The sequence below is a fragment of the Metabacillus mesotrionivorans genome (assembly GCF_052171315.1).
Classification (GTDB): Bacteria; Bacillota; Bacilli; order Bacillales; family Bacillaceae; genus Bacillus_P.
This window is the reverse complement of sequence record NZ_JBQMFF010000005.1, coordinates 124,153-149,617: the sequence shown is the minus strand read 5'-3', so window position 1 is coordinate 149,617 and position 25,465 is coordinate 124,153. Positions and strand designations below refer to the sequence as shown.

At 44.5% G+C, this 25,465-nt stretch carries 27 protein-coding genes; 7 read left to right on the top strand and 20 right to left on the bottom strand.

The features are described 5' to 3' along the window. Nucleotides 1–44: 44 nt before the first annotated feature. Complete coding sequence (locus ACTSEZ_RS14970) at nt 45–992, bottom strand: ATP-grasp domain-containing protein (protein ID WP_369735002.1); 948 nt, start codon at nt 990–992, stop codon at nt 45–47. Nucleotides 993–1,319: 327 nt separating this feature from the next. On the opposite strand from ACTSEZ_RS14970, the gene ACTSEZ_RS14965 reads away from it, so the two are divergent. Continuing rightward, nucleotides 1,320–1,604, top strand: a complete 285-nt coding sequence (locus ACTSEZ_RS14965) for a spore morphogenesis/germination protein YwcE (RefSeq protein ID WP_369735000.1) — start codon at nt 1,320–1,322, stop codon at nt 1,602–1,604. Nucleotides 1,605–1,645: 41 nt separating this feature from the next. Here the strand turns inward: ACTSEZ_RS14965 and qoxD are convergent, their stop codons facing one another. The 6 genes from qoxD to ACTSEZ_RS14935 all read right to left on the bottom strand — a co-directional run bounded on the left by qoxD (nt 1,646) and on the right by ACTSEZ_RS14935 (nt 9,603). Further along, nucleotides 1,646–1,957 carry a cytochrome aa3 quinol oxidase subunit IV gene (qoxD, locus tag ACTSEZ_RS14960; RefSeq protein ID WP_320155349.1) on the bottom strand — a complete coding sequence of 104 codons (312 nt, stop codon included), beginning with the start codon at nt 1,955–1,957 and terminating at the stop codon, nt 1,646–1,648. After that, nucleotides 1,950–2,588 carry a cytochrome aa3 quinol oxidase subunit III gene (gene qoxC, locus ACTSEZ_RS14955; protein WP_320155429.1) on the bottom strand — a complete coding sequence of 213 codons (639 nt, stop codon included), beginning with the start codon at nt 2,586–2,588 and terminating at the stop codon, nt 1,950–1,952. The genes qoxD and qoxC overlap by 8 nt, the downstream gene beginning before the upstream one ends. A 14-nt stretch (nt 2,589–2,602) precedes the next feature. Then, complete coding sequence (gene qoxB / locus ACTSEZ_RS14950) at nt 2,603–4,549, bottom strand: cytochrome aa3 quinol oxidase subunit I (RefSeq protein ID WP_369734998.1); 1,947 nt, start codon at nt 4,547–4,549, stop codon at nt 2,603–2,605. A gap of 20 nt (nt 4,550–4,569) precedes the next feature. Next, the gene (gene qoxA / locus ACTSEZ_RS14945; RefSeq protein WP_369734996.1) at nt 4,570–5,619 is read right to left on the bottom strand and encodes a cytochrome aa3 quinol oxidase subunit II; all 1,050 of its coding nucleotides are present in this window, start codon (nt 5,617–5,619) and stop codon (nt 4,570–4,572) included. 854 nt (nt 5,620–6,473) lie between these two features. Beyond that, on the bottom strand, nt 6,474–8,651 hold the full coding sequence (locus ACTSEZ_RS14940; RefSeq protein ID WP_369734995.1) for a DNA topoisomerase III: 2,178 nt from the start codon (nt 8,649–8,651) through the stop codon (nt 6,474–6,476). A 37-nt stretch (nt 8,652–8,688) separates the two neighbouring features. After that, nucleotides 8,689–9,603, bottom strand: a complete 915-nt coding sequence (locus ACTSEZ_RS14935) for an aminoglycoside phosphotransferase family protein (RefSeq protein ID WP_369734993.1) — start codon at nt 9,601–9,603, stop codon at nt 8,689–8,691. Between the two features lie 101 nt (nt 9,604–9,704). Here ACTSEZ_RS14935 and ACTSEZ_RS14930 point away from each other — a divergent pair, with 101 nt between their 5' ends. Both ACTSEZ_RS14930 and ACTSEZ_RS14925 read left to right on the top strand, forming a co-directional pair. Beyond that, nucleotides 9,705–10,064 carry a DUF1801 domain-containing protein gene (locus ACTSEZ_RS14930; protein ID WP_369734992.1) on the top strand — a complete coding sequence of 120 codons (360 nt, stop codon included), beginning with the start codon at nt 9,705–9,707 and terminating at the stop codon, nt 10,062–10,064. 140 nt (nt 10,065–10,204) lie between these two features. Further along, nucleotides 10,205–11,758, top strand: coding sequence for an ABC-F family ATP-binding cassette domain-containing protein (locus ACTSEZ_RS14925; protein ID WP_369734990.1), 1,554 nt, complete (start codon nt 10,205–10,207; stop codon nt 11,756–11,758). Nucleotides 11,759–11,831: 73 nt separating this feature from the next. Here ACTSEZ_RS14925 and ACTSEZ_RS14920 read toward each other — a convergent pair whose 3' ends face one another. From ACTSEZ_RS14920 to ACTSEZ_RS14900, 5 genes are all read right to left on the bottom strand, one after another. Further along, complete coding sequence (locus tag ACTSEZ_RS14920; RefSeq protein WP_369734988.1) at nt 11,832–12,614, bottom strand: polymer-forming cytoskeletal protein; 783 nt, start codon at nt 12,612–12,614, stop codon at nt 11,832–11,834. Between the two features lie 19 nt (nt 12,615–12,633). Continuing rightward, nucleotides 12,634–13,242 (bottom strand): DUF4004 family protein, encoded by a 609-nt coding sequence (locus tag ACTSEZ_RS14915; protein WP_369734986.1) that lies wholly within the window; start codon nt 13,240–13,242, stop codon nt 12,634–12,636. Nucleotides 13,243–13,431: 189 nt separating this feature from the next. Next, nucleotides 13,432–14,337 (bottom strand): phosphotransferase, encoded by a 906-nt coding sequence (locus ACTSEZ_RS14910; RefSeq protein ID WP_369734985.1) that lies wholly within the window; start codon nt 14,335–14,337, stop codon nt 13,432–13,434. A 2-nt stretch (nt 14,338–14,339) separates the two neighbouring features. Continuing rightward, a complete protein-coding gene (locus ACTSEZ_RS14905) occupies nt 14,340–15,551 on the bottom strand; it encodes a DEAD/DEAH box helicase (RefSeq protein WP_369734984.1) in 1,212 nt (403 codons plus the stop codon). 97 nt (nt 15,552–15,648) lie between these two features. Continuing rightward, nucleotides 15,649–16,959: a cytochrome P450 gene (locus ACTSEZ_RS14900; protein WP_369734983.1), complete on the bottom strand. Its 1,311-nt coding sequence runs from the start codon at nt 16,957–16,959 to the stop codon at nt 15,649–15,651. A gap of 151 nt (nt 16,960–17,110) precedes the next feature. Between ACTSEZ_RS14900 and ACTSEZ_RS14895 the strand changes: the two genes are divergently transcribed. Further along, nucleotides 17,111–17,281, top strand: coding sequence for a hypothetical protein (locus ACTSEZ_RS14895; RefSeq protein ID WP_168713773.1), 171 nt, complete (start codon nt 17,111–17,113; stop codon nt 17,279–17,281). After that, nucleotides 17,281–17,478: a YwbE family protein gene (locus ACTSEZ_RS14890; protein ID WP_369734981.1), complete on the top strand. Its 198-nt coding sequence runs from the start codon at nt 17,281–17,283 to the stop codon at nt 17,476–17,478. Before ACTSEZ_RS14895 ends, ACTSEZ_RS14890 begins: the two co-directional genes overlap by 1 nt. On the opposite strand, the gene ACTSEZ_RS14885 is transcribed toward ACTSEZ_RS14890, so the two are convergent. From ACTSEZ_RS14885 to ACTSEZ_RS14875, 3 genes are all read right to left on the bottom strand, one after another. Continuing rightward, complete coding sequence (locus ACTSEZ_RS14885; protein WP_369734980.1) at nt 17,461–18,120, bottom strand: GNAT family N-acetyltransferase; 660 nt, start codon at nt 18,118–18,120, stop codon at nt 17,461–17,463. The genes ACTSEZ_RS14890 and ACTSEZ_RS14885 overlap by 18 nt on opposite strands. Nucleotides 18,121–18,349: 229 nt before the next feature. Next, complete coding sequence (locus ACTSEZ_RS14880; RefSeq protein ID WP_369734979.1) at nt 18,350–18,910, bottom strand: hypothetical protein; 561 nt, start codon at nt 18,908–18,910, stop codon at nt 18,350–18,352. 13 nt (nt 18,911–18,923) lie between these two features. Next, on the bottom strand, nt 18,924–20,105 hold the full coding sequence (locus ACTSEZ_RS14875; protein WP_029283142.1) for a ParM/StbA family protein: 1,182 nt from the start codon (nt 20,103–20,105) through the stop codon (nt 18,924–18,926). Between the two features lie 423 nt (nt 20,106–20,528). Between ACTSEZ_RS14875 and ACTSEZ_RS14870 the strand changes: the two genes are divergently transcribed. Beyond that, nucleotides 20,529–21,089, top strand: a complete 561-nt coding sequence (locus ACTSEZ_RS14870) for a GNAT family N-acetyltransferase (protein WP_369734978.1) — start codon at nt 20,529–20,531, stop codon at nt 21,087–21,089. A 13-nt stretch (nt 21,090–21,102) separates the two neighbouring features. Here ACTSEZ_RS14870 and ACTSEZ_RS14865 read toward each other — a convergent pair whose 3' ends face one another. Both ACTSEZ_RS14865 and ACTSEZ_RS14860 read right to left on the bottom strand, forming a co-directional pair. Then, nucleotides 21,103–22,092: a DUF3231 family protein gene (locus ACTSEZ_RS14865; protein WP_369734976.1), complete on the bottom strand. Its 990-nt coding sequence runs from the start codon at nt 22,090–22,092 to the stop codon at nt 21,103–21,105. A gap of 91 nt (nt 22,093–22,183) precedes the next feature. Beyond that, on the bottom strand, nt 22,184–23,371 hold the full coding sequence (locus ACTSEZ_RS14860) for a class I SAM-dependent rRNA methyltransferase (RefSeq protein ID WP_369734974.1): 1,188 nt from the start codon (nt 23,369–23,371) through the stop codon (nt 22,184–22,186). A gap of 189 nt (nt 23,372–23,560) precedes the next feature. Between ACTSEZ_RS14860 and ACTSEZ_RS14855 the strand changes: the two genes are divergently transcribed. Beyond that, nucleotides 23,561–23,815, top strand: coding sequence for a GlsB/YeaQ/YmgE family stress response membrane protein (locus ACTSEZ_RS14855; protein ID WP_369734973.1), 255 nt, complete (start codon nt 23,561–23,563; stop codon nt 23,813–23,815). A 90-nt stretch (nt 23,816–23,905) separates the two neighbouring features. Here the strand turns inward: ACTSEZ_RS14855 and yxzF are convergent, their stop codons facing one another. The 3 genes from yxzF to ACTSEZ_RS14845 all read right to left on the bottom strand — a co-directional run bounded on the left by yxzF (nt 23,906) and on the right by ACTSEZ_RS14845 (nt 25,449). Then, nucleotides 23,906–24,007, bottom strand: a complete 102-nt coding sequence (yxzF, locus tag ACTSEZ_RS21355; protein ID WP_503129028.1) for a small protein YxzF — start codon at nt 24,005–24,007, stop codon at nt 23,906–23,908. A gap of 55 nt (nt 24,008–24,062) precedes the next feature. Further along, nucleotides 24,063–24,377 (bottom strand): CHY zinc finger protein, encoded by a 315-nt coding sequence (locus tag ACTSEZ_RS14850; protein WP_369734972.1) that lies wholly within the window; start codon nt 24,375–24,377, stop codon nt 24,063–24,065. A gap of 106 nt (nt 24,378–24,483) precedes the next feature. Continuing rightward, entirely contained in the window at nt 24,484–25,449 is a 966-nt protein-coding gene (locus ACTSEZ_RS14845; RefSeq protein ID WP_369734971.1) for a quinone oxidoreductase family protein, read from the bottom strand. Nucleotides 25,450–25,465: the final 16 nt, after the last annotated feature.

Genomic DNA, 25,465 nt, shown 5'->3' with positions numbered 1-25,465 from the left:
AGACGGTCTTTTGCTGTTTATCAGCCTTATGGCCGCTATTCTTCTTATACAGTCAGGGCCATTTTCTCAAGCTCTGCTTTTAACACCCTGGCAATTTCGAGCATGCCGTATTTCCCTGCTGCTGCCTCAGCGTCTCCATTGTAATTTGTGTTGGTATTGATATCATATGTGTAAATCTCGCCGTTTGCATCGCGGATGAATTCAATACCTGCCACTTTAACGTCATTTGCTTTCAGCATCGTTTCATATTTTGAAATGATTTCTTCATTCACGTCATCAACAATCTGAAACTTTGGTTTCACAGGAGCTTCCTCTCCAACCGGGCAGAAGAGATCGCCAATCTGGCAGGCGTCAGCCGGGCAAAGCTCAAAGCCTTCTGACGTGTCTACACGCACAGCATACAGGAATTTGCCGTTTACAAATTCGCAGCGCGTGATAAACGGCTCAGGCGCCTGAATGTATTCCTGTATAAGAGTAATGCCGTCTACCGGCTCCTCAAAATCCGGACCTTCCACATACTGCTTCAGTCCTTCAATGGAGTGGAAAAGCTGAACACCAAGCCCTTTTCCTGCACGGTTATGCTTTGTAATGAAAGGTTTTCCATCAAATTGGGCTGCTGCGTTTAATACAGCCTCTTTTCCAACAGCAGCTGTTGTCTTCGGAGTTTGAATGCCGTGCTCATTTAAGGTCATATACTGAGCAACCTTGCTCACTTCAAGCTGAATAGCCCTGCTGCCGTTATAGACTTTGCGGTTATGGCGTTCAAGCCAGTACAGCACAGACGCTGCAAGTTCCGGTGCATACCGGTGGCCTCTCGTATGTGAAGAAGCGCTCATGCGATTATAGAAGATCCCCTCAGGCGGTGCTTCAGACAGGTTCACAAGCCCCTGATCGAGGTGCCATTCCTCATATGGAACATTCAGTTCGTCCAGTCTTTTCGTCAGATGGTCTGTCCACTCTGTATTTTCATGAATAATATACACTTTGCTCATTTCATATATCCCCCATCCTGTTGTACATAAATTAGCCTAATCCTACTATACCCATCAATTATCTGTCAATTTATAAGGTTCTGTCAGTTAGTGGCATGGACAAAGAATTTGTTCTTATGCGGGCAGTTAAAAATAGAATAAGAGTAAGAGAATATATGGCGTTTTTATTTTTAGAAAATTTAATTAAAAGAAATAGTTAGAAACACTGGAATTTTAACCCTGATGTGATATACTAATTGTAACAAAACGTTCACAAAATATTTTCTTGTTTGTCACAATTTTATTTATGTAAGCGTTGACAATAATTTTAACCGGGAGTTGTTAAACATGGATGTATTCTTCGTCTATTTGCTCATTGTAAGTGCTACGCCGCTCTTCTTGTGGGATCAGCGAAAAAGCCTGGCGCTCCTTCATATACCGTTCATCTTAATGCTTTGGGTGTACTTCGGAATGTTTGCCACAATGGAGCTTGCAATGCCGCTGCACATTATCGGGGGGTCACTATTCCTTGTTAACCTGGTGTTCGCTCATATTGCAGCCTATCTGATTTACGCGAAGCCGATCTTAAAACGCAAAGCTGATCCTAAAAGCAATTTGGATATCATCAAATAAAAAAAATCCCGGACACCAAAGTCCGGGATTTTTTCTGTTTATTAGTGGTCGTTCATTACCCATACAGATCCAAGAACTGTTACAACGGCAACAAAGATCGCGAATGCTGTATTGACAACCTGTACGTTTCCGCTTTCTGATTCCGTCATGTGCATGAACATGAAGAGCTGAATGCCAGCTTGAAGGAATGCCAGAGTGAAAACAACGGCTATTTTAATTGATAATGAAAAATCAGTATATAAACCAATCCAAAGTGCGACGATTGTCAGTACAATCGAGGAGATAAAACCTATCACGTGACTCCACGGAAAGTGGTTGTGATCTCCTGCTGTGTTTTGCTGATTATTAGCCATGCGGACTTAATCCTCCCATCATAAGGAGCAGGTATACTCCCGAAAAGATGAAAATCCAGACAACATCAAGGAAATGCCAGTAAAGACTTGAAATGAACAGCTTAGCTGATGTTTGAGGAGTTAATCCTCTTTTCTTTACTTGCATTAAGATGAAACTGATCCAGAATATCCCGATGGTGACGTGAAGTCCATGGGTTCCTGCAAGAACAAAGAATGCTGACCACATTGCACTTGACTGCAATGTAGCACCATGATGAACATACTCTACAAACTCATATATTTCGTAACCGACAAATCCCAGTCCAAGGGCCAATGTGATAATTGTCCACATGATGACGCCTTTTTGGTTGTGGCGGCGCAATTCGTGAATTGCAAGACCACATGTGAAACTGCTCGTAAGCAACAGGAACGTCATGATCAAGACGCCTTCAATCTTAAACAGATCAGTCGGCAGCGGGCCGTCTGCTGTCATCGGCGCAAGAACGAAGTAAGTCGCAAACAGCGTTGCAAACAGGGCAATTTCAGCACCAAGGAAGATCCAGAAGCCAAGAATATTCAACCTTCCTATTTCAGATTGATATTCAAGAGGCACACTCGGATCATGTTCTTCATGATGATGTGCATGTTCCATCATTCACGCCTCCTTTACACAGATATTTTTTGTTCTGTTTCTTTAATTTCTTCAACACTTACATAGTAACCATGATCTTCTTCAAACGAGCGAAGGATCATGCAGGCAAAGATTCCAATCAAACCGGCAATGGCAGGAATCCACCATTCGAATACAAGAGCGAAACCGCTGATTCCAAAGAACATGGACATGATGAACGGTCTGCCTGAGTAGTTAGGCATGTGAATCGGCTTGTATTCCACTTCTTTTTTCTTGCCTGTTTCTTTTTCTTCCATTTTCATTTGCCAGAATGCATCAATGCTCTTAACCTCAGGTGTAACCGCAAAGTTGTAGTGAGGCGGAATCATTGTAGTTGTAGCCCATTCAAGCGTACGGCCGTCCCATGCATCTCCAGTCTCCTCGCGCGGAGAGTAGCGGAAGCTGTAGTAGATGTTGTATACAAGAACAACGAAACCAAGTGCCATTCCAATTGCACCGATGGATGCTACCACGTTCAGCCCCGTCCATCCGTCTGCAGCGCCATACGTTGAAATACGGCGTGGCATCCCGGCAAGTCCAAGGAAGTACATTGGGAAGAAACAGATATTGAACCCGATCGTGAACAGCCAGAAGCTGACTTTCCCGATTTTTTCGTTTAATTTATGTCCGAACATTTTCGGATACCAGAAAATCAGACCTGCGAAACATGCGAACACGGTTCCGGCGATCAATACGTAATGGAAGTGAGCGATCAGGAAGTACGTGTTGTGGTACTGATAGTCTGCTGCTGCCATCGCAAGCATAACTCCTGTTACCCCGCCGATGACGAAGTTTGGAATAAACGCAAGTGACCAGAGCATTGGTACAGTAAATCTGATTCTTCCTTTGTAAAGCGTGAAGAGCCAGTTGAATATTTTAACACCCGTCGGTATGGCGATCGCCATTGTTGTGATGGAGAAGAACGAGTTAACAAGTGCTCCTGAACCCATCGTGAAGAAATGGTGAACCCAAACGACGAAACTTAGACCAGAGATTGCAACGATGGAAACAACCATCGCTTTGTAGCCGAACAATGTTTTCCGTGCAAACGTTGAGATGATTTCTGAGAATATCCCGAACGCCGGCAGGATAACGATGTAAACTTCAGGATGACCCCAAATCCAGAACAAGTTCGCCCAAAGCATCGGCATGCCGCCGTTTTCAAGGGTGAAGAAAGCTGTTCCGAACAGCCTGTCAAATGACATCAGCGCAAGCGCAACTGTCAGGACAGGGAAAGCGAACACGATAATCAAACAAGTGATTAAAGATGTCCAAGTAAACATCGGCATGCGCATAAGCGTCATACCAGGCGCACGCATCTTCAGGATCGTGACCATGAAGTTAATACCTGTCAGGAGTGTACCGATACCGGCAACCTGAAGGCCAAGAAGGTAGTAGTTCTGTCCAGGTCCGGGACTTGCCTCATTGCCTGCGAGAGGCGTGTAGCTCGTCCAGCCTGCATCAGGTGATCCGCCGATAACAAATGAAATGTTAAACAGCATCGCACCGACAAAGAATGTCCAGAAACTTAATGAGTTAAGGTACGGATAAGCAACGTCGCGCGCTCCAATTTGCAGAGGAACAACAACGTTCATTAGACCAATCAAAAACGGCATCGCCATGAAGATGATCATGATCGTTCCGTGAGTCGTGAAAATTTCATTGTAATGCTGCGAATTCAGAAACTCTGAATCTGGCAATGTCAGCTGGGCGCGCATTAAGAGAGCATCTACTCCCCCGCGGAACAGCATCAGAATGGCAGCAATGATATACATGATTCCAAGCTTCTTATGGTCGACAGTCGTGATCCAGTCTGTCCAGAGCCATTTCCACTTTTTAAAGTAGGTAAGGCCTGCCACAATGGCGATGGATGTAAGCAGTATTGAGATTTGGGCGCCGAGTATCAGCGGATCGCCCATAACAATAAATTCATCCCATTTCATAGTTGATGTTTCCTCCCTTCTCAGTGAGAATGTTCTTCTTCAGTCTTTTCGTCTGATTCATGCTCAGAATGGTCTGACTTGTCTTCAGAATGTTCTGAACCATGTCCTGAATGACCTTCTGATTTTTGTGTATGATCAATGTTCATTTCTTTATTTGGATCGATTTTTTCCAAGTGTTCAACTTCATCGTGCTTGTGAAGCTCATAATCAGTCTGTTCGCGGACTCTCACTGCATATTCAGAGTCTTTAGAATGATCCACCCACTCAAGGTGAGTATTGGAGAATGTCATTTCTCCAGTTGTTCCAGGAATCATTAGCTGATCGTACTGATCCTGCGTAAGTTCAGGTGCAGAACCTTTTGTTTCTTCAGCCCACTTCTCAAACTCTTCTTCAGGCATGGCTTCTACATCGAATGTATGTCTTTCAAAGCCTTTGCCCGTGAAGTTCGCGTTGCGGCCTGCATACGTTCCAGGCTCATCTGCCTGCAGGTAAAGCTTAGTCTGCATGCCGGACATTGCATATTTCTGTCCTCCAAGCTGCGGAATCCAGAAAGCTGTCATTGTGTCGGCAGAAGTAAGCTTGAACAGTACAGCACGGTCTTCAGGAATGTTTAAGTAGTTAACAGTCTCAATTCCCTCTTCTTCATAAGAGAAAATCCATTTCCAGTCAACCGATGTTGCATGTATAACCAGAGGCTCCTTATCTTTAGATGATTCAGGCGGCTCTTCAAGTGCATAAATTGTTTGAACGGTCGGAACAGACAGAGCAATTACGATTAAAATCGGAATAACTGTCCAGACAATCTCAAGAAATTTGCTGCCTTCCATTTCAGGCGGCTCATATTCAAGGTTGTCTTTGCGCTCACGGTATTTAATGACAATGAGGGTAAACAGAACAAACACAACAGCTATAATGAAAAGCATAAAACCTATCGACAAAAGAATAAGGTCACTTTGTGCAGCTGCAACGGGCCCTTTCGGATCCAGGATCACATAGTTGCTGCATCCGCCCAGAAAAAAGACAGAGAGTAATAGACCTAACGCATAAAACGGTTTAAACAGCTTGAACACCAGGTTCACCTTCCTTCCTAATTAATGGCATGACTATTATGCATGCTTTTTGCAAAAAAAGCACGTTTAAATTATGGCAGGAAAACGATGTTTTCGTTTTCTTTTCTTCTATATGCTAGCAGAGCAGGCTTCATCATGTGAGTACCCTTCATTAAATGTCACGAACATTTCATCAGTCGTTCAAACAAATGTCACATTTTCATCATACTTTAGTCATATTTATTCCAGTCCTTTCTTTTAATGGAATTGAAAGTGTTTTTATTAAAAATTTTGCTTTTTAAGGATAAATAAGTAAAGAGAGCAACAAACCTCTTTTTACCCTTGCTGCAGAAGGGGTAAACTCTGTAATATGTTCAAACTCTCAGTCTTTGTATCTAGTTTGAGAGGATTTTAAACAGCAAGAGCATTGTTCGATTAGAGTGTACGATTCAAACCGTTGCTTACCTTACCATATCGTTTTTCAGTTTTAGAGTGTACGATCACGACGTTTGCTTACCCTCACATATCGTTTTTTAGTTTGGCTGGGTACGATTCCTGCGTTTCCTTACCCTCGCACATCGTTTTACGGTTTGACAGGGTATGATTCCAGCATTTGCTTACCCTCGCATACCGTTTTACGGTTTTACGGGGTACGATTCTGGCGTTTGCTTACCCTCGCATATCGTTTTACGGTTTGGCAGGGTATGATTCCAGCGTTTCCTTACCCTCGCATATCGTTTTACGGTTTTACGGGGTACGATTCTGACGTTTGCTTACCCTCGCATATCGTTTTTCAGTTTGGCAGGGTCAGTAAACCGCCGCTTACAAATCCTCCCCGCACAAAAAAACAGCCCCGAATTCGGGACTGCTGCATGTCAGTCAAACTTCAGCTTGGACAGAGCATCTGCCAGAGCCGGGTTTGATAATTCATCATTCTGTTTTTTCATGTAGTTTGCGACTTCTTTTTTGGACACTTTTGTGTTCTGGGTTTTCTTTTTCCGCTCCGTAAAGGCGGAGAGCTTTTCGCGGTGACCGCATTTGCACAGGAAGAACTGTCCGTCTCCCTCGCCTCGCAGCTCGAGCTTTTTATGGCATACCGGGCATCTGGCATTGGTTGTGCGCGCAATTCCTTTTCTGTAGCCGCACTCCCTGTCCTGACATACGTGCATTTTTCCTTTTTTGCCGTTTACTTCAAGAAGAAGCTTGCCGCACTCAGGGCATTTTTTGCCGACGAGGTTATCGTGCTTAAAGGTTTTGCTGCTGTTTTTAACTTCGTGGACAACCGCTTTTGCATAGCCCCTCATCTCCTGGACGAATGCCTGCTTTGCAAGTTTTCCTTTGGCGATTTGTGTAAGCTTTTGTTCCCACTCCGCTGTGAGGGCAGGTGATTTTAAGTCTTCAGGCACAAGATCGAGAAGCTGTTTTCCCTTGGATGTGACGAAAAGTTCTTTTCCTTTTTTCTCAACTAAGAAGCTGTTGAACAGCTTGTCAATAATATCCGCCCGGGTTGCCACGGTGCCAAGGCCGCCGGTTTCGCCGATGACTTTCTTTAAATCTGCATTTCCTGACATATATTTCGCCGGATTTTCCATCGCTGAAAGCAGGGAAGCTTCATTGAAGCGGGACGGAGGCTTTGTTTCCCCTTTCGTCTGTACAAGCGACTGAACGCTCAGCACGTCGCCTTTGTTCAGAACCGGAAGCTGCTGCTCTGAAAGGCCGTCCTTATCGTCTTCCTCCTCATACTCATACACTTCTTTCCACCCTTGAGAGAGGACCGCTTTTCCTTTTGCAAGGAAGGTCTCATCTCCAACCCTGCACGTGAGGGATGTTTGCTCGTATTCAAATGCCGGAGAGAGAACGGCAAGGAATCGCTTGACGACTAAATCGTAAATTTTTCTCTCTTTGTCGCTGAATGCAGAAGCAATCACCGTTTCTTCCGTTGGAATGATGGCATGGTGATCAGATACTTTGCTGTCATCCACAAATGATGAGTTCGCCTTTATCGGTTTTTGCAGAATCTTCATCGCTGCCTTTGCATAAGGCTTTACTCCGCAGGCTTTTACGCGTTCTGCAAGTGTATCGACAAGATCTGAACTTAAAAAGCGCGAATCTGTTCTTGGATACGTCAGCACTTTATGCTGTTCATAGAGCTTTTGCATAATAGACAGCGTTTCTTTCGCAGAGTATCCGAACCGTTTATTCGCATCTCTTTGAAGCTCCGTCAGATCATAAAGACCAGGAGAAAACGTCTTTTTGCGGGCTTTGTCCGCCGACACAATGACAGCATCCTTCCCGGAAAGCCCTTTTGCTAAAGCGGCCACTTTCTCCTGTTGAAAGGATTTAATATCCTTCGTTTTTGCATCCTGCCAGACGAGATGCAGCCCCTCTTTTGTCTGGGCTTTCAGGCCGTAATACGTTTTCGGCTGAAATTGCCTGATTTCTTCTTCGCGCGCTGCAATAATGGCAAGCGTCGGTGTCTGAACCCGGCCTGATGACAGCTGGGCATTGTGCTTCGTCGTGAGCGCGCGCGTTGCATTCATCCCAACGATCCAGTCCGCCTCCGCTCTTGCTTCAGCTGAATGGAAAAGAGGCTCATAGTCTTTTCCGTTTTTCAGTTTTTTGAACCCTTCTTTAATGGCTTTATCCGTCACAGATGAAATCCACAGACGCTTAATCGGTTTATGGACATGCGCTTTTTCAATAATCCACCGCGCAACAAGCTCGCCTTCCCGTCCGGCGTCTGTCGCGATGACGATTTCTGTCACGTCCTTGCGGTTTAAAACGGCTTTTACCGCGTGAAACTGCTTGCTTGTCTTTTTTATCACAACGAGTTTCAGCTCGTTTGGAAGCATCGGCAAATCTTCCATCTTCCACGTCTTGTAGGAATCACTGTAAGCTTCAGGATCCGCGTGTGTAACAAGATGGCCAAGAGCCCATGTCACGATGTAATTGCTGCCTTCAAAATACCCGTTGCCTTTTTTTCCGCACTGTAACACTCTTGCAAGGTCCCTTCCGACAGAAGGCTTTTCTGCAAGTACTGCAATTTTTCCCATAGTCACATTCCTCACTTTCATTCGATAGTATATCGTATCACATCTTCACACTGAAGGTTTTGTACCACTCGGGCTCGCACTGGTCAAAATCTGAATGGTCTGCTGCAATCATGTTGAGCCTTGAGAGCATCTGGTCCATCAGATGCGGTGTTTCTCTTTTCGTCCAGACAACCGCGGAAAAGATGCTCATTGCCGCATAGAGGCTGTAAAGCGTCCAAAAATCATTCGGAATGCCGTCTTTAAAGTACCCGTCAATCTGTCCTGCCGAAAAGGGAACACTTACTTCCCGGCTGAACAGGGCGATTTTATAAAAATCATGATAAGGATCACCAAAATCATGGCGGTTAAAGTCAATACAGCCCGCATATTTCCTGTCTTTCACGATCAGATTTGCGGGGTGAAAATCATCGTGCTGAAAAGTGCGCGGACGGTTTTTGAGCAAGTGAAGATGTTCATCAATAAATTGACCGGCACAGCCGCCATACTCAAGCTGGATGTTAAGTCCAATATAAGCCTCCGAATATCGCTGATGCTTGGCAGAGGCGGCCTCATACCATGTGTGAGGCGCAGGCGGCGCGGGAATCGTATGCAGCGCACGCAGCTCAAGGCCGGCCTCAAAGCCTATCTCGTACTGCTCCCTGACTGTAAGAATAGGAAGAACGCCCAAAGCTTCCTCACCCTCAATATACCGGACGATCATATAGCAGATATTCAAAGGTTCAATGATTCCGAAATCAACGGGGACTGACGACTGAATACCCCGTTTTTCAGCTTCTTTCAGCATGTCATATTCTTTTAGCTTAGAAGCCTGCTGATCCAGATCTGCCGTGCGAATGACATATTTTTTCCCGTCTTCGTCCACTGCAAGATACTTTTTATCGTAAGAGAACCCTTTCTCTATTTTATTTATGGTTTTGAAGCTGTCAAAATAGCGTTCTAAATCCCGTTCCATGCCCATCCCCCAGTCCTGAAAAAACCAAGATTTCCCTTATATGTTACCATATTCAGAGACAGGAGGCAGCTTAGCACGAACACTGAAAGTGAGGATCAGTCATGCATTCTGAAGTACAGAATTACTTTTTAAAGGCAAATATTAACCACCTGGCAGATATGGTTCTGCTGCGCAAGAAAATACTTGCTGCCCTTCCGTTTGCGGAGGAGGGCTTTCAATACGGATTCCCTGTCTATTCGCTTTCGGGCGAACCGGCTGCAGGCTTTGCAAGCCGGGAAAAAGGACTGATGTTTTATTTAATGGACCCCGGAATCGTTGCCCCTTATCATGAAGACCTTACAACGAGAATCACGGGAAAAACCTGCATCATCCTGAAAGAAAATTCTGATACGCCTAAGAGCATCATCCTCGACTGCATTGACCGCATGCTTGCCGACGTAAGAAGCAAACACCTTTCCTAGCTGCGGCACCGCAGTTTTTTTGCCGTTTTCAGACAACATTGTGCCATAATGTTCCGCTTCTGCGGTATAGCTTAAACAATCGGGATTTAGTATGATGGTAGAATGAAGAGTTTAGAAAGCAGCGGAGGGTTAAAAAGAACATGAGTTTACTTACAATTGATAAATTAAGCCATACGTTTGGCGACCGTACTTTATTTAAAGATGTATCCTTCAGGCTTCTGCCGGGTGAGCATGTAGGCCTTGTTGGAGCGAACGGCGTGGGGAAATCAACGCTGATGAACATCCTGACAAAGGAATTGATCCATGACACAGGAAAAGTCGAGTGGACACCCGGTGTTCACTACGGATACCTTGACCAGCATACCGTCCTTTCAAAAGGAAAAACGATCAGAGACGTTTTGCGAGACGCATTTCTGCCCCTGTATAAAAAGGAAGAAGAGTTAAACGAAGTCATCGCGAAGATGGGAGATGCCTCTCCTGAAGAGCTTGAAGATCTTCTTGAAAAGATGGGGGAAATTCAGGATCACCTGGACGCAGGAGGCTTTTACTCGCTTGATATGAAGGTGGAGGAAGCAGCACGCGGGCTTGGCCTTGATGCTATCGGACTGGACCGCGACGTATCAGCGCTGAGCGGCGGACAGCGGACGAAGGTTCTTCTTGCAAAACTGTTGCTTGAACAGCCTGAAGTGCTTCTTCTGGATGAGCCGACGAACTACCTTGATGTTGAGCATATTAACTGGCTCAGCAATTACTTGAGAGAATATCCGCATGCATTCCTTTTGATTTCGCATGATACGGAATTCATGAACGGGATTGTTGATGTCATTTTCCATCTTGAATTCTCAAAACTGACGCGCTACACAGCAACTTATGAAAAATTCCTGGAGCTTGCAGAAATCAACAAGAACCAGCACATTAACGCGTATGAGAAACAGAAGGAATTCATTAAAAAACAGGAAGATTTCATCGCTAAAAACAAAGCGCGCTATTCCACGACAGGACGTGCAAAAAGCCGCCAGAAGCAGCTTGACCGCATGGAGCGGATTGACCGCCCTGAGACAGCGATGAAACCGACATTTGAATTTAAAGAGTCGCGCGGAAGCAGCCGCTTTGTTTTCGAAGGAAAAGACGTTGAAATCGGCTATACGCATCCATTGCTCCCGAAACTGACCATGACAATCGAACGCGGGGAAAAAATCGCAATCGTCGGCTGCAACGGGGTCGGAAAATCCACCCTGCTGAAAACAATCTTAGGAAAAATCAAGCCTCTCGGCGGATCGATCCAGCTTGGAGACTTCCTCTATCCTTCTTACTTTGAGCAGGAAGTAAAAGCGGAAAACATTACGCCGATTGACGACGTATGGAATGCATTCCCGGGCCTTGACCAGCATCAGGTGCGTGCGATGCTTGCCCGTGTCGGCCTGAAAAATGAACACATCTCCCGTCCGCTTAATCAGCTGAGCGGAGGCGAACAGGCAAAGGTGCGCCTGTGCAAACTGCTTCAGAACGAATCAAACTGGCTGCTGTTTGACGAGCCTACGAACCACTTGGACGTAACAGCCAAAGAAGAGCTGAAGCGGGCCATTAAAGCATATAAAGGGACCGTTGTCCTTGTCTGCCATGAACCTGACTTTTATGAAGACTGGGTCACAAAGGTCTGGAACGTAGAAGAATGGGCAGAGCAGGCTCAGTAAAAGCAAAAAATCCGGCACATCGGTGTGCCGGATTTTTTGTTGTTTATGCGATTTATTTGAAGGAAAGCGCGCGTTATACCTTTACAGACTCCTGCACGGCAGCCTTCGGGTGAACATCAAGACTTCCTGTATACTCAACCGTGCCGATCTCGCAGTTTTCACCGATGGAAATATCCGTTCCCCTGACAAGCTTCGCTTTTGTATTCTGAAGACGGACCGAATCTCCTTCAATGACCTCTGTGTGAAGATAAGGCTCTGAATTCATAAAGCGGAACAGGCGGCGGAAGAGATTATATGATTTTTCGGCACTGACGGTAATTGTTTCGCCGCCAATTTCTTTCACTTTTGAATAGTGATCAACGCAAATTTCAATCTGATCCGCACTAAGCAGTCCTCCGACATGAATCACTCCGCTTGAACGGAAGCTCTCTGCTTCACAGTCCTTTGCTGCACTCAGCAGTCCGCTTACTTCCACTCGCTCAGCTTGAATCTTTCCCATCACTTTTGCAGATCCGTTCACTTTAAATTCCCCGGCCGTCAATTCTTTCAGTAATTTTGCAGATCCGTTCACCGTAAATTCTTCAGCAGAAACCGTTTCCTCAAACTTTGTGCTGCCATTCGTTTTGAGCAATTTTGTTTCGATCTTCCCCTTTAATGTTGAAGATCCGGAGATTTTAATCTGCTCTGCAAGAATAGAGCCTTCCACTTTTCCGGAACCGTCAATTTTCAGGCTTTCACATTCAACGTCTCCGTGGATCTTTCCGCTTCCGCTGATGGATACATTCTCATACTGGCCGCCCCCTGCAGAACCGGATCCATTTATTTTTAAATCATGCCGTTTCGTTGCCTGTTCCATTTTTCCCATCCCCTTATTATTAAATGGTCGAAAGCCGTTTTTTCAACTGATTAATTTTATCTTCCAAATTGATCCTCACAAGCAGTTCCGCTTCCGCAATGACCTCAGAAGGCGGGCTGATGATCACCCACATGGTGACCCCGTTCTTTTCAAATCCAACCAGTTCACTTGTTTTATGTTCAGCTTCCATGTACCTGCCCGACAAAAATTCAAGCAGTTCTCTGCACTGATCATGATTGAGCTTTACTCGGAGGTCTTCTGCGAGCAAAAGAAAAAGAATGGAGTGGAAATCATAACTTTCCCCTCGGAACAGATCTCCAAATGCTTTCAATGTCTCAGGCTTCAGAAACTTTACGAGAAGGTCTTCTTTAAGAGTCACTTCAGCAGGCTTCGGGGAAAAAAACGCCGACAATTCGTCAAGAGAATATTCATCTTTCATTCCTTTTATTGCTTCCACACGTTCAAGAATCTTCTCTTTCGGGAAAAACGTCTCCTGTCCGGTGAAGCTTGATTTCTTTATAAACCATTCTTCAGGAATGATGTTTTTCCTCTTCCATCTGTAAAGCTGGCCATAAGAAATTCCGGTTTCATCAAGCAGTTCTTTTTTTGAAATAACCTCTTGTTCCACGTCAATCCTCCTTTCATAAAACATTGTTACGCTATTTGTTTTGAATGTAACATAACATTGTTACGTTGTAAATAACTTTAGTGGAATTTTTTGAAAGTCTGAAAGGCTGCTCTGGCGCAGTTTTACTAAACTGCTTTTAATCGAGCAAATTCCCCACCAAAAAAAACGGAATCCGTCATCTGGATTCCGTCAGTTCATAGCTGTCCCAAGAGCCTGCTCAGACAGATTGATCAAGTCAAAGTCTTTTTGATCGATTCCATAGAGCAAAAGCAGGGATAGTGTATAGATTCCTTTAAATCTCGCAAGTTCTGCAGTTGCGGAGCTCACGTCACCGTATATCTCAAAAAACACCCTTCTTACATGTGGTGTGAAAAATCCGTAAACCGCTGAGAGATCAACGGCCGGATGCCCGATATGAAGATCTCCCCAATCAATTACACCTGAAAGAGAACCTTCTTCGTCTACGAGAACATTGCGTATGTGCAGATCCCCGTGTACCAGGCAATGACAGCTGTCCTGCTTCAGAGGCTTCAGCTTTTCCACATACGTTTTCAGCCGCTGCACAATTGGACTTTCCGGAAGGAGATCACTTAGCTTAGCTGCCGTCTCCCTTAGCATTGGGATGCGCTTGTTCATATCCAGTCTTCCAAGTGTGTCTTGCCCGGCACCGGACTGTTCGGCTGTCTCAACAGGGATGCCGTGCAATGCTTTTAAGAAATACGCGAGCTTTTGCGCATTCTTGTTTTGCTGTTCCTGATTCCACTTAACCGGCGTTTTTCCAGGCACATTCCTGTAGCCAAGGTATGGCCATTTATAGCCGCACCCGGGGTTTCCGCTGAATAAGGGAATTGGAACAGCCATTCCAAAAGCTGAGAGAAGAGGAAGCACGCTCTCCTCTGTCTTCAGCAGGTCAACCGCTATTTCTCTCCGGGGAAACCGGAAAACATACTGGCCGTTCACTTTGAAAACCGTATTGTCAAATCCATACCCGAGCAGCTCGGCATGAACGGGATACAGTTCAGGAAAATCCTTTGATATGAGCTGTTCTGCCTGATTGGCTGTGACAGTCTGGTCCGGTGACCATGGATTGGCCATCGTTATCTCCTCGTTTTAAAACGGCGCGGCTGTTCTCTTTTTTCTTTTTCAGGACGATACACCTGATCTTTGTTTTTCGGCTGTGAGGTGTATTCAGAGGAAGGAATGTCAATCACTTGCCTTGGCAGCTTCATGCCTATGCCCTTTTCAACCGTATTCAGGTCGTCCATATCTTTTGGAGCGGCGAATGTAATCGCCATACCGTCTCCTCCGGCACGTCCTGTTCTGCCAATGCGGTGGATATAGGTTTCTGCATCCTGGGGCATATCATAGTTGTAGACATGAGTGATTCCTTCTACGTCAATTCCGCGTGCGGCAACATCTGTTGCGACCAGATATTGAATTTTAGCTTCTCTGAAAAGCTTCATGACTTTTTCTCTTTTCGCCTGAGAAAGATCTCCGTGAAGCTCTTCTGCTTGATATTTTCGCGCTTTCATCGCATCAATGAGTCTGCCGGCTCTTACCTTTGTCCTGCAGAAGATAATGGCAAGGAAGGGCTGCTGCTCGTCAAGAAAGCGGAACAGGGCAGCCTGTTTGGCTCTGTCATTCGTTTCTATCACAAGCTGATTGATTTTTTCGACCGTAACCTTTTTTTCCTGCACCGTGATTTCCTTCGGGTTCGACATGTATTGTCTGGAAAGCTCTTTCACTTTTGGCGTGATCGTGGCTGAGAAGAGCATCGTCTGGCGGGACTGGAAGGTTTGGGATACGATGTCTTCAATATCTTTGTGGAAGCCTGCGAGCAGCATTTGATCTGCTTCGTCGATGACAAGCATGGAAACGCCGGATAAATCGATGGTCTCTCTGCGGATGTGGTCGAGAATTCTGCCCGGCGTTGCAACTGCAATGTGGATGCCGCGGCCAAGCTTTTTTATCTGCCTCTCAACATCCTGTCCTCCGTAAACGGCGAGAATGCCGAATCCTCCAAGTCTGTCTGTCAGCTTCTTAATTTCCGCTGTTATCTGAATGGCAAGCTCTCTTGTCGGGGCAAGAATGAGTGCCTGCATTTCATTCCGCTCCACCTCTATTTTTTCAAGAATCGGAAGGACGAAAGCAAGGGTTTTTCCCGTTCCTGTCTGTGCTTTTGCAATGATATCCAATCCTTCAAGTGCAGCAGGAATTGTCTTTTCCTGTATGGGTGTCGGCGCTGAGATTCCCTGGCGTTTAAGGGCGGCAGCAGTTTTTTCTGAGATTCCTAATGCTGAAAACGTCATTCTGATTTAGTTTCCTCTCTATTCTCCGTCTTTTCTTAGATTCTTATTGTACACTTCCGGACTGGTAAATAAAACAGCAGCTATTTCCCAGAAAATATCAGGATCTTTTTACAGCTTTCATTTTAAGCCCGTTTTTCACACGTAATGAGACAAGCGGTTCAGGCTGAAGCCTTTCGTCCGGAGAAATGAGTTCAAGTTTGTATTTCCTCAAAACAGAGGCGGAAATTAAGACAGCCTCCATCATGGCGAACTGGCTGCCGATGCAGCCTCTTGACCCTCCCCCAAATGGAAAAAAGCCGTACAGGGGAATTTCTTCTCCGCTGTCCTTTGAAAATCTTCCTGGATTAAATGTTTCAGGGTCACTGAAGAATGCCGGATTCCGGTGCATAACATACGGACTAATAAGAAAGATAGACCCTTTTTGAAAGTGGGTTCCTGCAATTTCAACATCCGTTTTCGCTTCCCGCAGGATAATCCATGCCGCAGGATAGAGTCTGAGCGTTTCCTGCACAACCTGCTGCGTGTAGGGAAGGGACCTCATCGATTCAAAAGACAGCTGTCCCGCATCCTTTATTTCTGCCAGCATCTTTTCTTCCGCTTGCGGATGCTTGGCGAGGACAGCAAAAATCCACGTCAGTACGTTTGCGGTCGTTTCATGGCCGGCTATTAAGATCGTGACAATTTGATCTCTCAGCTCTGTTCTTGTCAGCGGCTCTCCATTTTCATCCGCTGCCTGAAAGAGGAGGCTAAGCAAATGGCCGCTGTCCTGATTGTTCTCTCCCTTTTCAATAAGCAGGTCTGCCAGCTCATCCAGGGTTTTTACACCGCGCTTATATTTTCGGTTTTGCGAAGTGGGAAGAAAATCAGGCGGTGAAAAAGGAGTCAGAAGAGAATTGGCCGTTTTTTCAATAATATCGCTTACCGCTGATGCGACAGGATTTGTTTCGTTACTCAGCCTTTCTCCAAACATGGTTTGAACGATAATGCGAAGAGTCAGATTCATCATATCCTCATGAATGGATCTTGTTTCTCCATCCCTGTAAGAAGAAAGCAGTTCTTCCGTCATGGAAACAGCTGTATCTGCATACTCCGCAACTTTCCTTTTATGAAAAGAAGGCTGCATGAGTTTTCGCTGACGCCTGTGCACTTCTCCTTCACTCGTCAAAACACCGTTTCCAAGCGTTTTTCCCAGCGTTTTTGAAGAAGAGCCTTTTACAAAAGCCTCCTCTTTTAACGTCAGGATCTGTTTGACAGCTTCTCTTGAATGAATGATGTATGATGTATTTTTTGACCTGGGGTTAATGGCGACAATTTCTCCGAGAGTATGTGTTCTGTATAAAAATTCAAGGGGATCTTTACGGAATTTGAGGTAGTTCTGCAGCTGGGTTCCCGGTATTTTAGCAATCATCAGAAAATCCTCCCATTTGATTGATTATATGACCAGTATACAGCAGAACGCTGCTTTCCCGGGAGAAAGAAGCGTCCCCAAGAGAGAGTTCTATTGTTCTCTGTTAAAAGGTAGTATAATATGAATGAATGATTAAAAAGGAGGATGTCCCATGTCCGAGAAAAAAATGACCCTTCAAGAGGCGATTAAACAAAAGCTCGAAAGCAAAAAACAGGCACAGGCAAACGGCCAGGCCGGCGCTAAAGGTTCAAACCAGACCAAGAGCATGAAAAGCCAGGTGTCAAAGAAAACAAATAATCAGCGCAGAAGAATGGGCGTCTGATGAACGGCCAGAACAGGGAACATGTTAAGCCCGGCATGTCCGTTCAAATTGTATTAAAGCAGGACCAGCGAAGCGGCAAGCTTACGCCTGGCATCGTTAAAGACATTTTGACAAATTCCCCCTTTCACCCTCACGGTATTAAGGTAAGACTTCAGGATGGACAAGTTGGAAGAGTCAAGTCAATCGATGTTAAATAAGTGTCTCGTTTGATCATAGGGATCATAGATGAGAACATAGACAGTCAGCTGCCTTTCAATGACTTCTATCTTTTGTGAGAGCTGAAAGCCAAAATGTTCGTAAATACGGACGTTTTCAAGTGTCTCTGTCTCCAGAACGCAGAATGTTTTTTTGCTGTCAGCTTCCTTGAGCGCAGCCCTTATCATTCTGCTCATAAATTTTTGGCCGCGACAGGCCGGATCAACTGCTACCATGTCTATGATTAGATGTGGTTTTTGTTTTTTATAGACGGCCATTTTCGCAGATACGGCTGCCAGCTTCTTCGCTTTGCGTATAAACGGGATCAGCGGAACATCCCTGATAAGGAGAAGACTTCTTAAAACGGTTTTCATAATGGCTCCGCATAATACAGAATAAGAAGCAGCTTTATCCGTTCTTCTGACTGCAAAAATTCCTTCAACCTTATCCGACGTCACATAAACATCACTGACGGCAGCCACGATTTCCACTGTACCTTTGTACACGTTTTCAAGGATTTTTCTTCTCTTTTTTTCATCTGGAAAAAGATAAATGAACAAAGGGTTGCTGTGAAACGACTCTGAAAGCATCATGGTAGCTTTATCTCTGTGTTTCTTTTGAAAGACAGTCAGTTCCTCATACATTTTCATCCCTCCCTGTAAGAATATATGCTTTTATGCAGAACAAAAGCGCAAGCGCCTTGATCAGATCCGGCGGAAAAGTCCGGTTTTGACTTTTTTGACGGATTTGTTCTGACAGAGGATCTAGGCGCTTACGCTTGCCGATGATAACTTTGTTATGTTTTCCACAGCCTATTATTCTTTATCATTTCCTAAAGAACAAAAAAAGCTAACGTTTCAAGGTTAGCTTTTTCTATTTATTCATTTTTTCCAAAAACCCGCCAATCAGGTCATCTGCGGTTTCCTCTTTCTCTTCTTTCTCAGTGGATGCAGCTGTTTCCTGAAGGGCTTTTTCCCAGTCGAAATCATCGAGGCCCTGATTAGGATCGAAATCCTCTTCTGGTTCTGGATTTGAGTCCGGACGCACACTCGGCACTTCCTGCAGATAGAGCGCCTCGTCAATATCCAGCGATTTGCTCGTAAAGGAGGCAAGAAGGGAAGCGGCTCTTACCGGATCTGCAAGGATCTGATAAACAATACTGCCAAGCAGCGCTTCAGAGTGTTCATGCTTGATCCAGTCCTTTTGAGCTTTGCTGAGCTTTTGCGGAATGGGGATGGTGATGCTTTCTTTGTCTTTGACAAATGAATCACTGACGCCCTGTGTGACGAATTCCGCAATTTTGCTTGAGAAATTCCTTTTTTCTGTCTCTTTCAGCTTCTGCAGCTGTTTAATAATATGCTCAGGGGTATCTGAGGGGATGCGGAACGTGATCGCCTGTCCCCTCTGAATGCCTGATGAACCGCCCTTATTCATATGACCACCCTATTTATTTGGCAGTAGCTGCTTTTTTATCTTCACTGCTTTTATCTTTGTTTTCCTTGCGGTAAAAATCAAAAATCAGCTTGTAATAAGCATTTGCCATCATCCAGATGCTTTCATTTTCATCTTCAAAGAAGTCGATATTGTAGCCGTCCAGATTGTTGTTCAGCGTTTTAAGGTAATCTTTCAGCACAACGGCTCCTCCGCCGACGAAGTAGCAGATCTCAGTCTGAGAGTTCTTTTGCCATACATTGCGCAAGTGACGGTACTGCTTTTTGGCAAGGTCAAGAAGGATGCGGTCTGTAATGTCATGGACGCTTGTGCGGCTTCCTCTTACATAAATGTGGTTGCGGTCCTGTTTTTTCGTAATAATCTCGACTACATCACGGCGGCTGTCAAGCTCTACACCGTGCTTAGTCCGGATTTCCTCACGGATCGCTTCAAGTGATTCAACAACGCCAAGATTAAAGCCCTGTGCTTTGTCGTCATCCACGTTGCGGTTTTTAATCACAGCGATATCTGTCGATAATCCGCCGATATCCTGAATGATGATGCGTTTGTCGATCAGATCTTTATTAATAATGTTTAAGTCTTTATCCATTACAAGGTTAATGTAGGCAGCAAATCCTTCAGGATAAACTTTCACTTCATCAAACTTGATGTTGACCTTCAACCCCTGGTATTTAGGTGTAATTAAAAATTCAACCTGATGCACATTTCCAAGAAGCTTTGAACGATAGCCCACATCTTTTCCTTCTTTTGCTTCTCTCAGCGGAAGTCCGGTTCCGAGCGTGTAGTTGGCATCAATCACTTTGTTGTTTCTGCGGAACACTTTTTCATTTTCAGGCTTCACGGCATCAAGAGCAATAGAAGCAAAGAGCATAACAAGAGTCTGGTCTTCTTCTGATTTGCTGCTGCCCGGATCAAGCTCAGAAGCATTGTCGCTTTTTGTTGCAAGAGAACCTACGCGGTAAATTGCATTGTTGTCTTTCAGGGCAGGGGAGTGCACTCTAATATGAATGCCGTCCAGCGGATCTTTGCTGTCCAGTTCTTCAATTCCAATAACAGGGCGGTCTTCAATATCCCTTGCGATCACGTTTGGTATGTATAGTTGAGATTCGTATTTTCCAAAGATTGCTTTTACGGCATCGTTGCCGACATCAATTGCTGCAATTCTAGATTTCGTCATATCAGTCATTCCTTTCCTTTCATGAATTAGTATAAAAATCCAATCACTTAAAGAGTATTAAAGATTGCCAGATTCGTCAATAGAAGAAGGAAGATTACAAATACGCATACATGTAAACAATTTCGTTTACAATCGTACACAAAAACGTATACAACCGTTACAAATTGTACACATCCTTATATATCAACATGCGTACACATTTGTACACTTGTAAACATTATTTGTACACAATAGATTACATTTTGTTTACAAGTAAACAATTAGTGTATACATGTAAACAATCCAAGATTCGATGCTGATAAAATGTCCGGAAAAACGGGTGTTCACACAGTCGAATTTCAGCGAAACATGCTGCCAAAAAAACAGGATTTTAACTGGATGCTGTCGAAATAAACAGTTTCAACAAGAAAGAGGAGAGCAAATATGCCGTCAATATTTCCATTGATTGAAACTGACCGGCTAAGACTGAGAAGCATCGATCAGTCTGATGCTGAACAAATCTATCAGACCTTTTCAAAAGAGGAAGTAACAAGGTATTACGGAATGAATGCGTTTAAGACGAAAGAGGAAGCAGAGGCCCTGATCCACAGCTTCAAGCTTGGCTACCAGTCAAACAGGCTCATACGCTGGGGGATTGAGCTGAAAGACTCCGGCACATTGATAGGCACGTGCGGGTATCATTCCCTGTCCCAAAAATACAAGCGCGCGGAAATAGGCTACGAGATTTCACGTGACTACTGGAGAATGGGGTACAGCATAGAGGCGATAAAGGCGATTTTGTCATTTGGCTTTGAAAAAATGGGGCTGATTCGTGTTGGGGCTGTAGTCATGATTGAAAATACACCATCCAGAAGCGTTCTTCAAAAGCTTGGCTTTAAAGAGGAAGGAAGACTGAGAGACTATATTATCCAGGATGAAAAACCTTATGACGTGATCATGCATTCTATCCTAAAGGAAGAATGGAAAAAAAGCGGATTCCAGTAAGGATACCGCTTGATCACACTGGCTTTATTTCTGACTGGGGCGGCTGTTCAAACCACCCTCGCCGAATCATCAGCTGTGTGCCATCTTCCGTAAAGAGCATAATATCTTTCATGATCAGCAGATAATGGGCAGCTACATCCCTTCTCATCGACAAAGATAAACTCCGTCCAATTAGAGATATGGCGGCGCCTGTTGATGCTGTAATCATGAACATAATCAGCTTTTCAGAAAAAGGGCAAACCTCTGAATCTGTAACCTCAAGCGATACTGGAATCGTTCCCAGATGACCTTCTTTCTTCAGCAGAAGATTAAAGACATCCACCTGCTTTTCAGCGAGCTTCTTAGCCCTTATCAAGTAATCTTTGACTTCTTTATCTTTCATGGATTGAAGGAAGCCCTTAAGCAGCAGAATACCGATATAGTTGCGCTCGATAATAAAAAACGCTTCGCCAAGTTCAAACGAATTAAGCGGTCTTCTTTCACCAAACCAGCCGGTCAAATAGGAATTGTTTTCAACATAATGCACACTGTCAGGATAGGTCATTTTCGGCGGACGGTCATAAATCCCCTTAGAGAGCATCAAATCTACGGACATTTTATACAAGCCTGTTACTTTCTGCTGCGCTTGAATAAAAAACGCAAGCAAATCTGTCCTGGCAACATTCGTTATGAGGGTAGAGACGCTGACAAGAGTAAGCTGGCTTGTTCGGTACACATAACTTAGCGCGTACAGATCTGTATATAAGGGAGGTGCAGACAAATCAACGTCTGCATCTGAAAACCCGTCTGGAACAGGATAGTTTTCACCCTCTAAAAAGTGTTTTACCGTTTCCAGGTTAGATGCCGAAAGCTGCATCGCTTCTTTAACTAAAGGGGCAATTTCCTCGTCCTCCATATGGACCATAAAATGCTTTAAAAAGCATAAAGATGCACTTTCCTGCATATATGTTGTCCACAAAGCGGAGATTTCAGGAGCTGTTAAGTTAATATTGTGATGAACCATGTGCAGTTATCTCCCCTGTGCCGGATTTTTTATTACTATTTCGTAAAAGCATTTATTTTATGCGAAAATAAAGCCGGTCTTAAAGACCGGCTCACCGTTTTTCTATAAACACCACTTTTAAATAATTGCCTTCTTTGTACTCTTTGATTGTTTTAAAATCAGCCGGAAGAGAGAATTCCTCAAGTATCCTGTATGATTCTCCCGTTTCTTTAAACGCCGTTTCAATAAACCCTTTAAACTTCTTCATAGAGAATGTACTGCAGTTTGTGGAGGCAACGATGACTCCTTTATCTGAAGTCAGAGCAATCGCATCCTTCAGCAGATCTTTGTAGTCTTTCGCGGCACTGAAGGTAACCTTTTTTGACCTCGCAAAGCTTGGCGGGTCAAGAACCACCATATCAAACTTCAGCTTTTTCTTCACGGCATACTTGAAATAGTGAAACACGTCTTCCACGATGATATCCTGTGCTTCATAGTCAATCCCGTTAATGCTGAACTGCTCGATCGTTTTGCTCATGCTGCGGTTCGCCAGGTCTACGCTTGTTGTTTTAACAGCTCCTCCGAGTGCTGCATAAACAGAAAAAGCACCCGTATAAGAAAAGAGGTTCAGCATTGTTCTTCCTTGTGCATACTTATCTCTGATGGCTTTTCTGACCTCTCTTTGATCCAGAAAGACACCTACCATGGCTCCATCGTTCAAATACACCGCAAACTTAACACCGTTTTCCTTCACGATCAGCGGAAACTCGGGCTGTTCTCCTTCCACATAGCTGTCTTCATCCACCACTTGGCCTTTAGTATCAAACCTTTTTTTCTGATAGATGCCTGCAGGTTCAGCGTACTTTTTCAAAGCATTCAGGATGGCTGTCCTGAACTGATAGATGCCTTTGCTGTACCATGTCAGCAAGTAATAGCCGTTAAAAACATCAATGGTTAATCCGCCAATGCCGTCACCCTCACCGTTAAACACGCGAAAAGCTGTCGTATCCGTGCTTTCGAACAGCTGCTTTCTGTAAGAGAGGGCGGTTTTTAGTTTTTCATCAAAAAAGGCCTGGTCAATGGGTTCACCTTCTTTATGAGTCAGGATCCAGCCCGCTCCTTTATTCTGTCTGCCATAATAGCCCAGGCCAATAAACTGATGCTGCTCATCAAGGAGTCTGATTAATTCCCCTTCTTCTTTCAGAGCGGAGGGATCTACAAGAGCATCTTTAGGGATAAGCGGATTGCCGCTTTTCATTTCATTTGCGTATTTTCGTTTGATCAAAATGGTTTTTTCCATAGCATGTTCCGTCCAATCTTTTGTGAATTCTTTTACCCATACTACATGAAAGTCCGGTCACTTGCCAGAATGCCCGAAGAAGGCCCCTAAAAAGAATTTTCAAACAAAATGTTTCTTTTTAAAAAAGCCGGGGAATAACAACGAATAGAAACAGCAATACACAAAACCACACTGAAAGGATGAATGAAAATGGGCATTATTTTATACTTAATCGTCGGCGGTTTAATCGGCTGGCTGGCAGGAGTTATTTTAGGGAAAAACGTTCCGGGAGGCATTATCGGAAACATCATTGCAGGGATCATCGGAGCATGGATCGGCGGCGAACTTCTTGGTTCATTCGGTCCTTCATTAGCAGGAATCGCGATTATTCCGGCATTGCTTGGAGCAATCATCTTCGTATTCTTGTTAAGCCTTATTCTTCGCTCAATGCGTAAAACAGCATAACATGAGATCTGGCATCCGCTTACTGCGGGTGCTTTTTCTATGGAAAAAAGCATAAATAAAAGGCCCTGCCTGAGCAGGACCTTATATGCATCAATAAGTTGTGCGTCTTCCTTTGCGCTTGTTCAGCATCTTTTTCACAATCGGATAGACGATAGGTGCATATTTAATTGCTTTTCTAATTAAATTCTTCAAATCGATCTCCTCCTCTTTCTGTTTAGTTTCCCACTTTGGCTTCTTAATAAACGCTTCAAGCCTCAAAGTAAAGGTGGTAGTGATTTCTGCAGCCCGGGTTAAAGTCCGATTTGCAGGAAGGGCATTCATACCCGCTTTCCATATATTCCTTTATGGTGAGTTCGGACCGGCAGTTTCCGCAGAAGATGGCTTTCGTATTGAATTCTTCTTTGTTCCATACTTCATGAGCATGGCCTGACAGCTCTCTGTGACACTCAAAGCAGGCATAATAGGTGCCGCAGCATTTAAATTTGATTGCAATGATATCTTTGTCAGAAGAATAGTGGTTGCATCTTGTATTGCGGTCAAGATCAACACCCTTAATGTTCATATATGCTTCACGCTCCTCAGAATGGCTTATAGGGAGTTGTAAAGAGTTGTTCAGGCCCCTTTCCTTTACCGAAGAAAAGAAGCTCAGGAGGATGCCTTGCAGCGCTCTATGGAATCAGCACGATTTTCCCTGTGCTTTTTCTGCTTTCAAGTAGACGGTGGGCATCAGCACCTTTGTTTAATGGAAAGGTAGCGGGATCTGCCAGGGCAATTGATCTGGAGGTAATCCATTGAAACAGCTTGTTCGACCGGTTTATACGTTCATCCCGGGAAGTAAGAACGTTCCATAGATCTCCGCCGGTCAGTGTTTTGGAGGTATCCATGAGCATTCTCGGATCGATGTGGACAGGATCTCCTCCTGCCATACCGTAGAAAACAACTGTGCCTCCGGTTCTTACTGCCTTAAAGCTGTCCATAATTGTGGACCCGACTGATTCATAAACAACGTCAGCACCTCTCCCATTTGTTGCGTCCAAAATTTCCTGCACCCATTGATCATTGTATAAAAAGGCATCTTGAGCTCCCATTTTCTTAGCAACCGCTGCTTTTTCAGGGGTCGAAACAAGCGCTATTACCTTTCCGCCAAGTATACGAATCATCTGAGTCAGAAGCTGGCCCACACCTCCTGCAGCTGCATGTACGACGCAAACATCTCCTTCTTGAACGGCATAGCTGTCTGATGTTAAATAATGGGCTGTCAGTCCCTGCAGCAAAACACTTGCTGCTGTTTCAAAAGAAATATCTTCTGGTAAAGGAATGACTTTATCTGCAGGAGCAGCAGTCAGTTCTGCATTTGAATAGGGAACGTCGGCAAAGCCGACGCGGTCACCTTTGCTGATATGAGTAATGTTAGAGCCGGCTTCCTCTACAATTCCTGCTCCTTCATAGCCAAGAATAAAAGGCGGGGAGCCTTCTAAGTGGTAATTTCCTTTTCTGCGGTAAACATCGGCAAAGTTTAAGCCGACAGCCTTCATACGTATGAGTACTTCGTCAGGGCCAATGACCGGTGTCTCAACATCTGCCATCTCGAGAACCTCAGGTCCGCCGAATTGATTGAATACTAATGCTTTCATAGGGTCAATCCTCTCT

Excerpts from the sequence above, each read along its gene's own strand:
- ACTSEZ_RS14970 (WP_369735002.1), bottom strand. The coding sequence starts at position 992 with ATGAGCAAAGTGTATATTATTCATGAAAATACAGAGTGGACAGACCAT.
- ACTSEZ_RS14965 (WP_369735000.1), top strand. The coding sequence starts at position 1,320 with ATGGATGTATTCTTCGTCTATTTGCTCATTGTAAGTGCTACGCCGCTC.
- qoxD (WP_320155349.1), bottom strand. The coding sequence starts at position 1,957 with ATGGCTAATAATCAGCAAAACACAGCAGGAGATCACAACCACTTTCCG.
- qoxC (WP_320155429.1), bottom strand. The coding sequence starts at position 2,588 with ATGGAACATGCACATCATCATGAAGAACATGATCCGAGTGTGCCTCTT.
- qoxB (WP_369734998.1), bottom strand. The coding sequence starts at position 4,549 with ATGAAATGGGATGAATTTATTGTTATGGGCGATCCGCTGATACTCGGC.
- ACTSEZ_RS14940 (WP_369734995.1), bottom strand. The coding sequence starts at position 8,651 with ATGGGAAAAATTGCAGTACTTGCAGAAAAGCCTTCTGTCGGAAGGGAC.
- ACTSEZ_RS14935 (WP_369734993.1), bottom strand. The coding sequence starts at position 9,603 with ATGGAACGGGATTTAGAACGCTATTTTGACAGCTTCAAAACCATAAAT.
- ACTSEZ_RS14930 (WP_369734992.1), top strand. The coding sequence starts at position 9,705 with ATGCATTCTGAAGTACAGAATTACTTTTTAAAGGCAAATATTAACCAC.
- ACTSEZ_RS14925 (WP_369734990.1), top strand. The coding sequence starts at position 10,205 with ATGAGTTTACTTACAATTGATAAATTAAGCCATACGTTTGGCGACCGT.
- ACTSEZ_RS14920 (WP_369734988.1), bottom strand. The coding sequence starts at position 12,614 with ATGGAACAGGCAACGAAACGGCATGATTTAAAAATAAATGGATCCGGT.
- ACTSEZ_RS14910 (WP_369734985.1), bottom strand. The coding sequence starts at position 14,337 with ATGGCCAATCCATGGTCACCGGACCAGACTGTCACAGCCAATCAGGCA.
- ACTSEZ_RS14905 (WP_369734984.1), bottom strand. The coding sequence starts at position 15,551 with ATGACGTTTTCAGCATTAGGAATCTCAGAAAAAACTGCTGCCGCCCTT.
- ACTSEZ_RS14900 (WP_369734983.1), bottom strand. The coding sequence starts at position 16,959 with ATGATTGCTAAAATACCGGGAACCCAGCTGCAGAACTACCTCAAATTC.
- ACTSEZ_RS14895 (WP_168713773.1), top strand. The coding sequence starts at position 17,111 with ATGTCCGAGAAAAAAATGACCCTTCAAGAGGCGATTAAACAAAAGCTC.
- ACTSEZ_RS14890 (WP_369734981.1), top strand. The coding sequence starts at position 17,281 with ATGAACGGCCAGAACAGGGAACATGTTAAGCCCGGCATGTCCGTTCAA.
- ACTSEZ_RS14885 (WP_369734980.1), bottom strand. The coding sequence starts at position 18,120 with ATGTATGAGGAACTGACTGTCTTTCAAAAGAAACACAGAGATAAAGCT.
- ACTSEZ_RS14880 (WP_369734979.1), bottom strand. The coding sequence starts at position 18,910 with ATGAATAAGGGCGGTTCATCAGGCATTCAGAGGGGACAGGCGATCACG.
- ACTSEZ_RS14875 (WP_029283142.1), bottom strand. The coding sequence starts at position 20,105 with ATGACGAAATCTAGAATTGCAGCAATTGATGTCGGCAACGATGCCGTA.
- ACTSEZ_RS14870 (WP_369734978.1), top strand. The coding sequence starts at position 20,529 with ATGCCGTCAATATTTCCATTGATTGAAACTGACCGGCTAAGACTGAGA.
- ACTSEZ_RS14865 (WP_369734976.1), bottom strand. The coding sequence starts at position 22,092 with ATGGTTCATCACAATATTAACTTAACAGCTCCTGAAATCTCCGCTTTG.
- ACTSEZ_RS14860 (WP_369734974.1), bottom strand. The coding sequence starts at position 23,371 with ATGGAAAAAACCATTTTGATCAAACGAAAATACGCAAATGAAATGAAA.
- ACTSEZ_RS14855 (WP_369734973.1), top strand. The coding sequence starts at position 23,561 with ATGGGCATTATTTTATACTTAATCGTCGGCGGTTTAATCGGCTGGCTG.
- ACTSEZ_RS14850 (WP_369734972.1), bottom strand. The coding sequence starts at position 24,377 with ATGAACATTAAGGGTGTTGATCTTGACCGCAATACAAGATGCAACCAC.
- ACTSEZ_RS14845 (WP_369734971.1), bottom strand. The coding sequence starts at position 25,449 with ATGAAAGCATTAGTATTCAATCAATTCGGCGGACCTGAGGTTCTCGAG.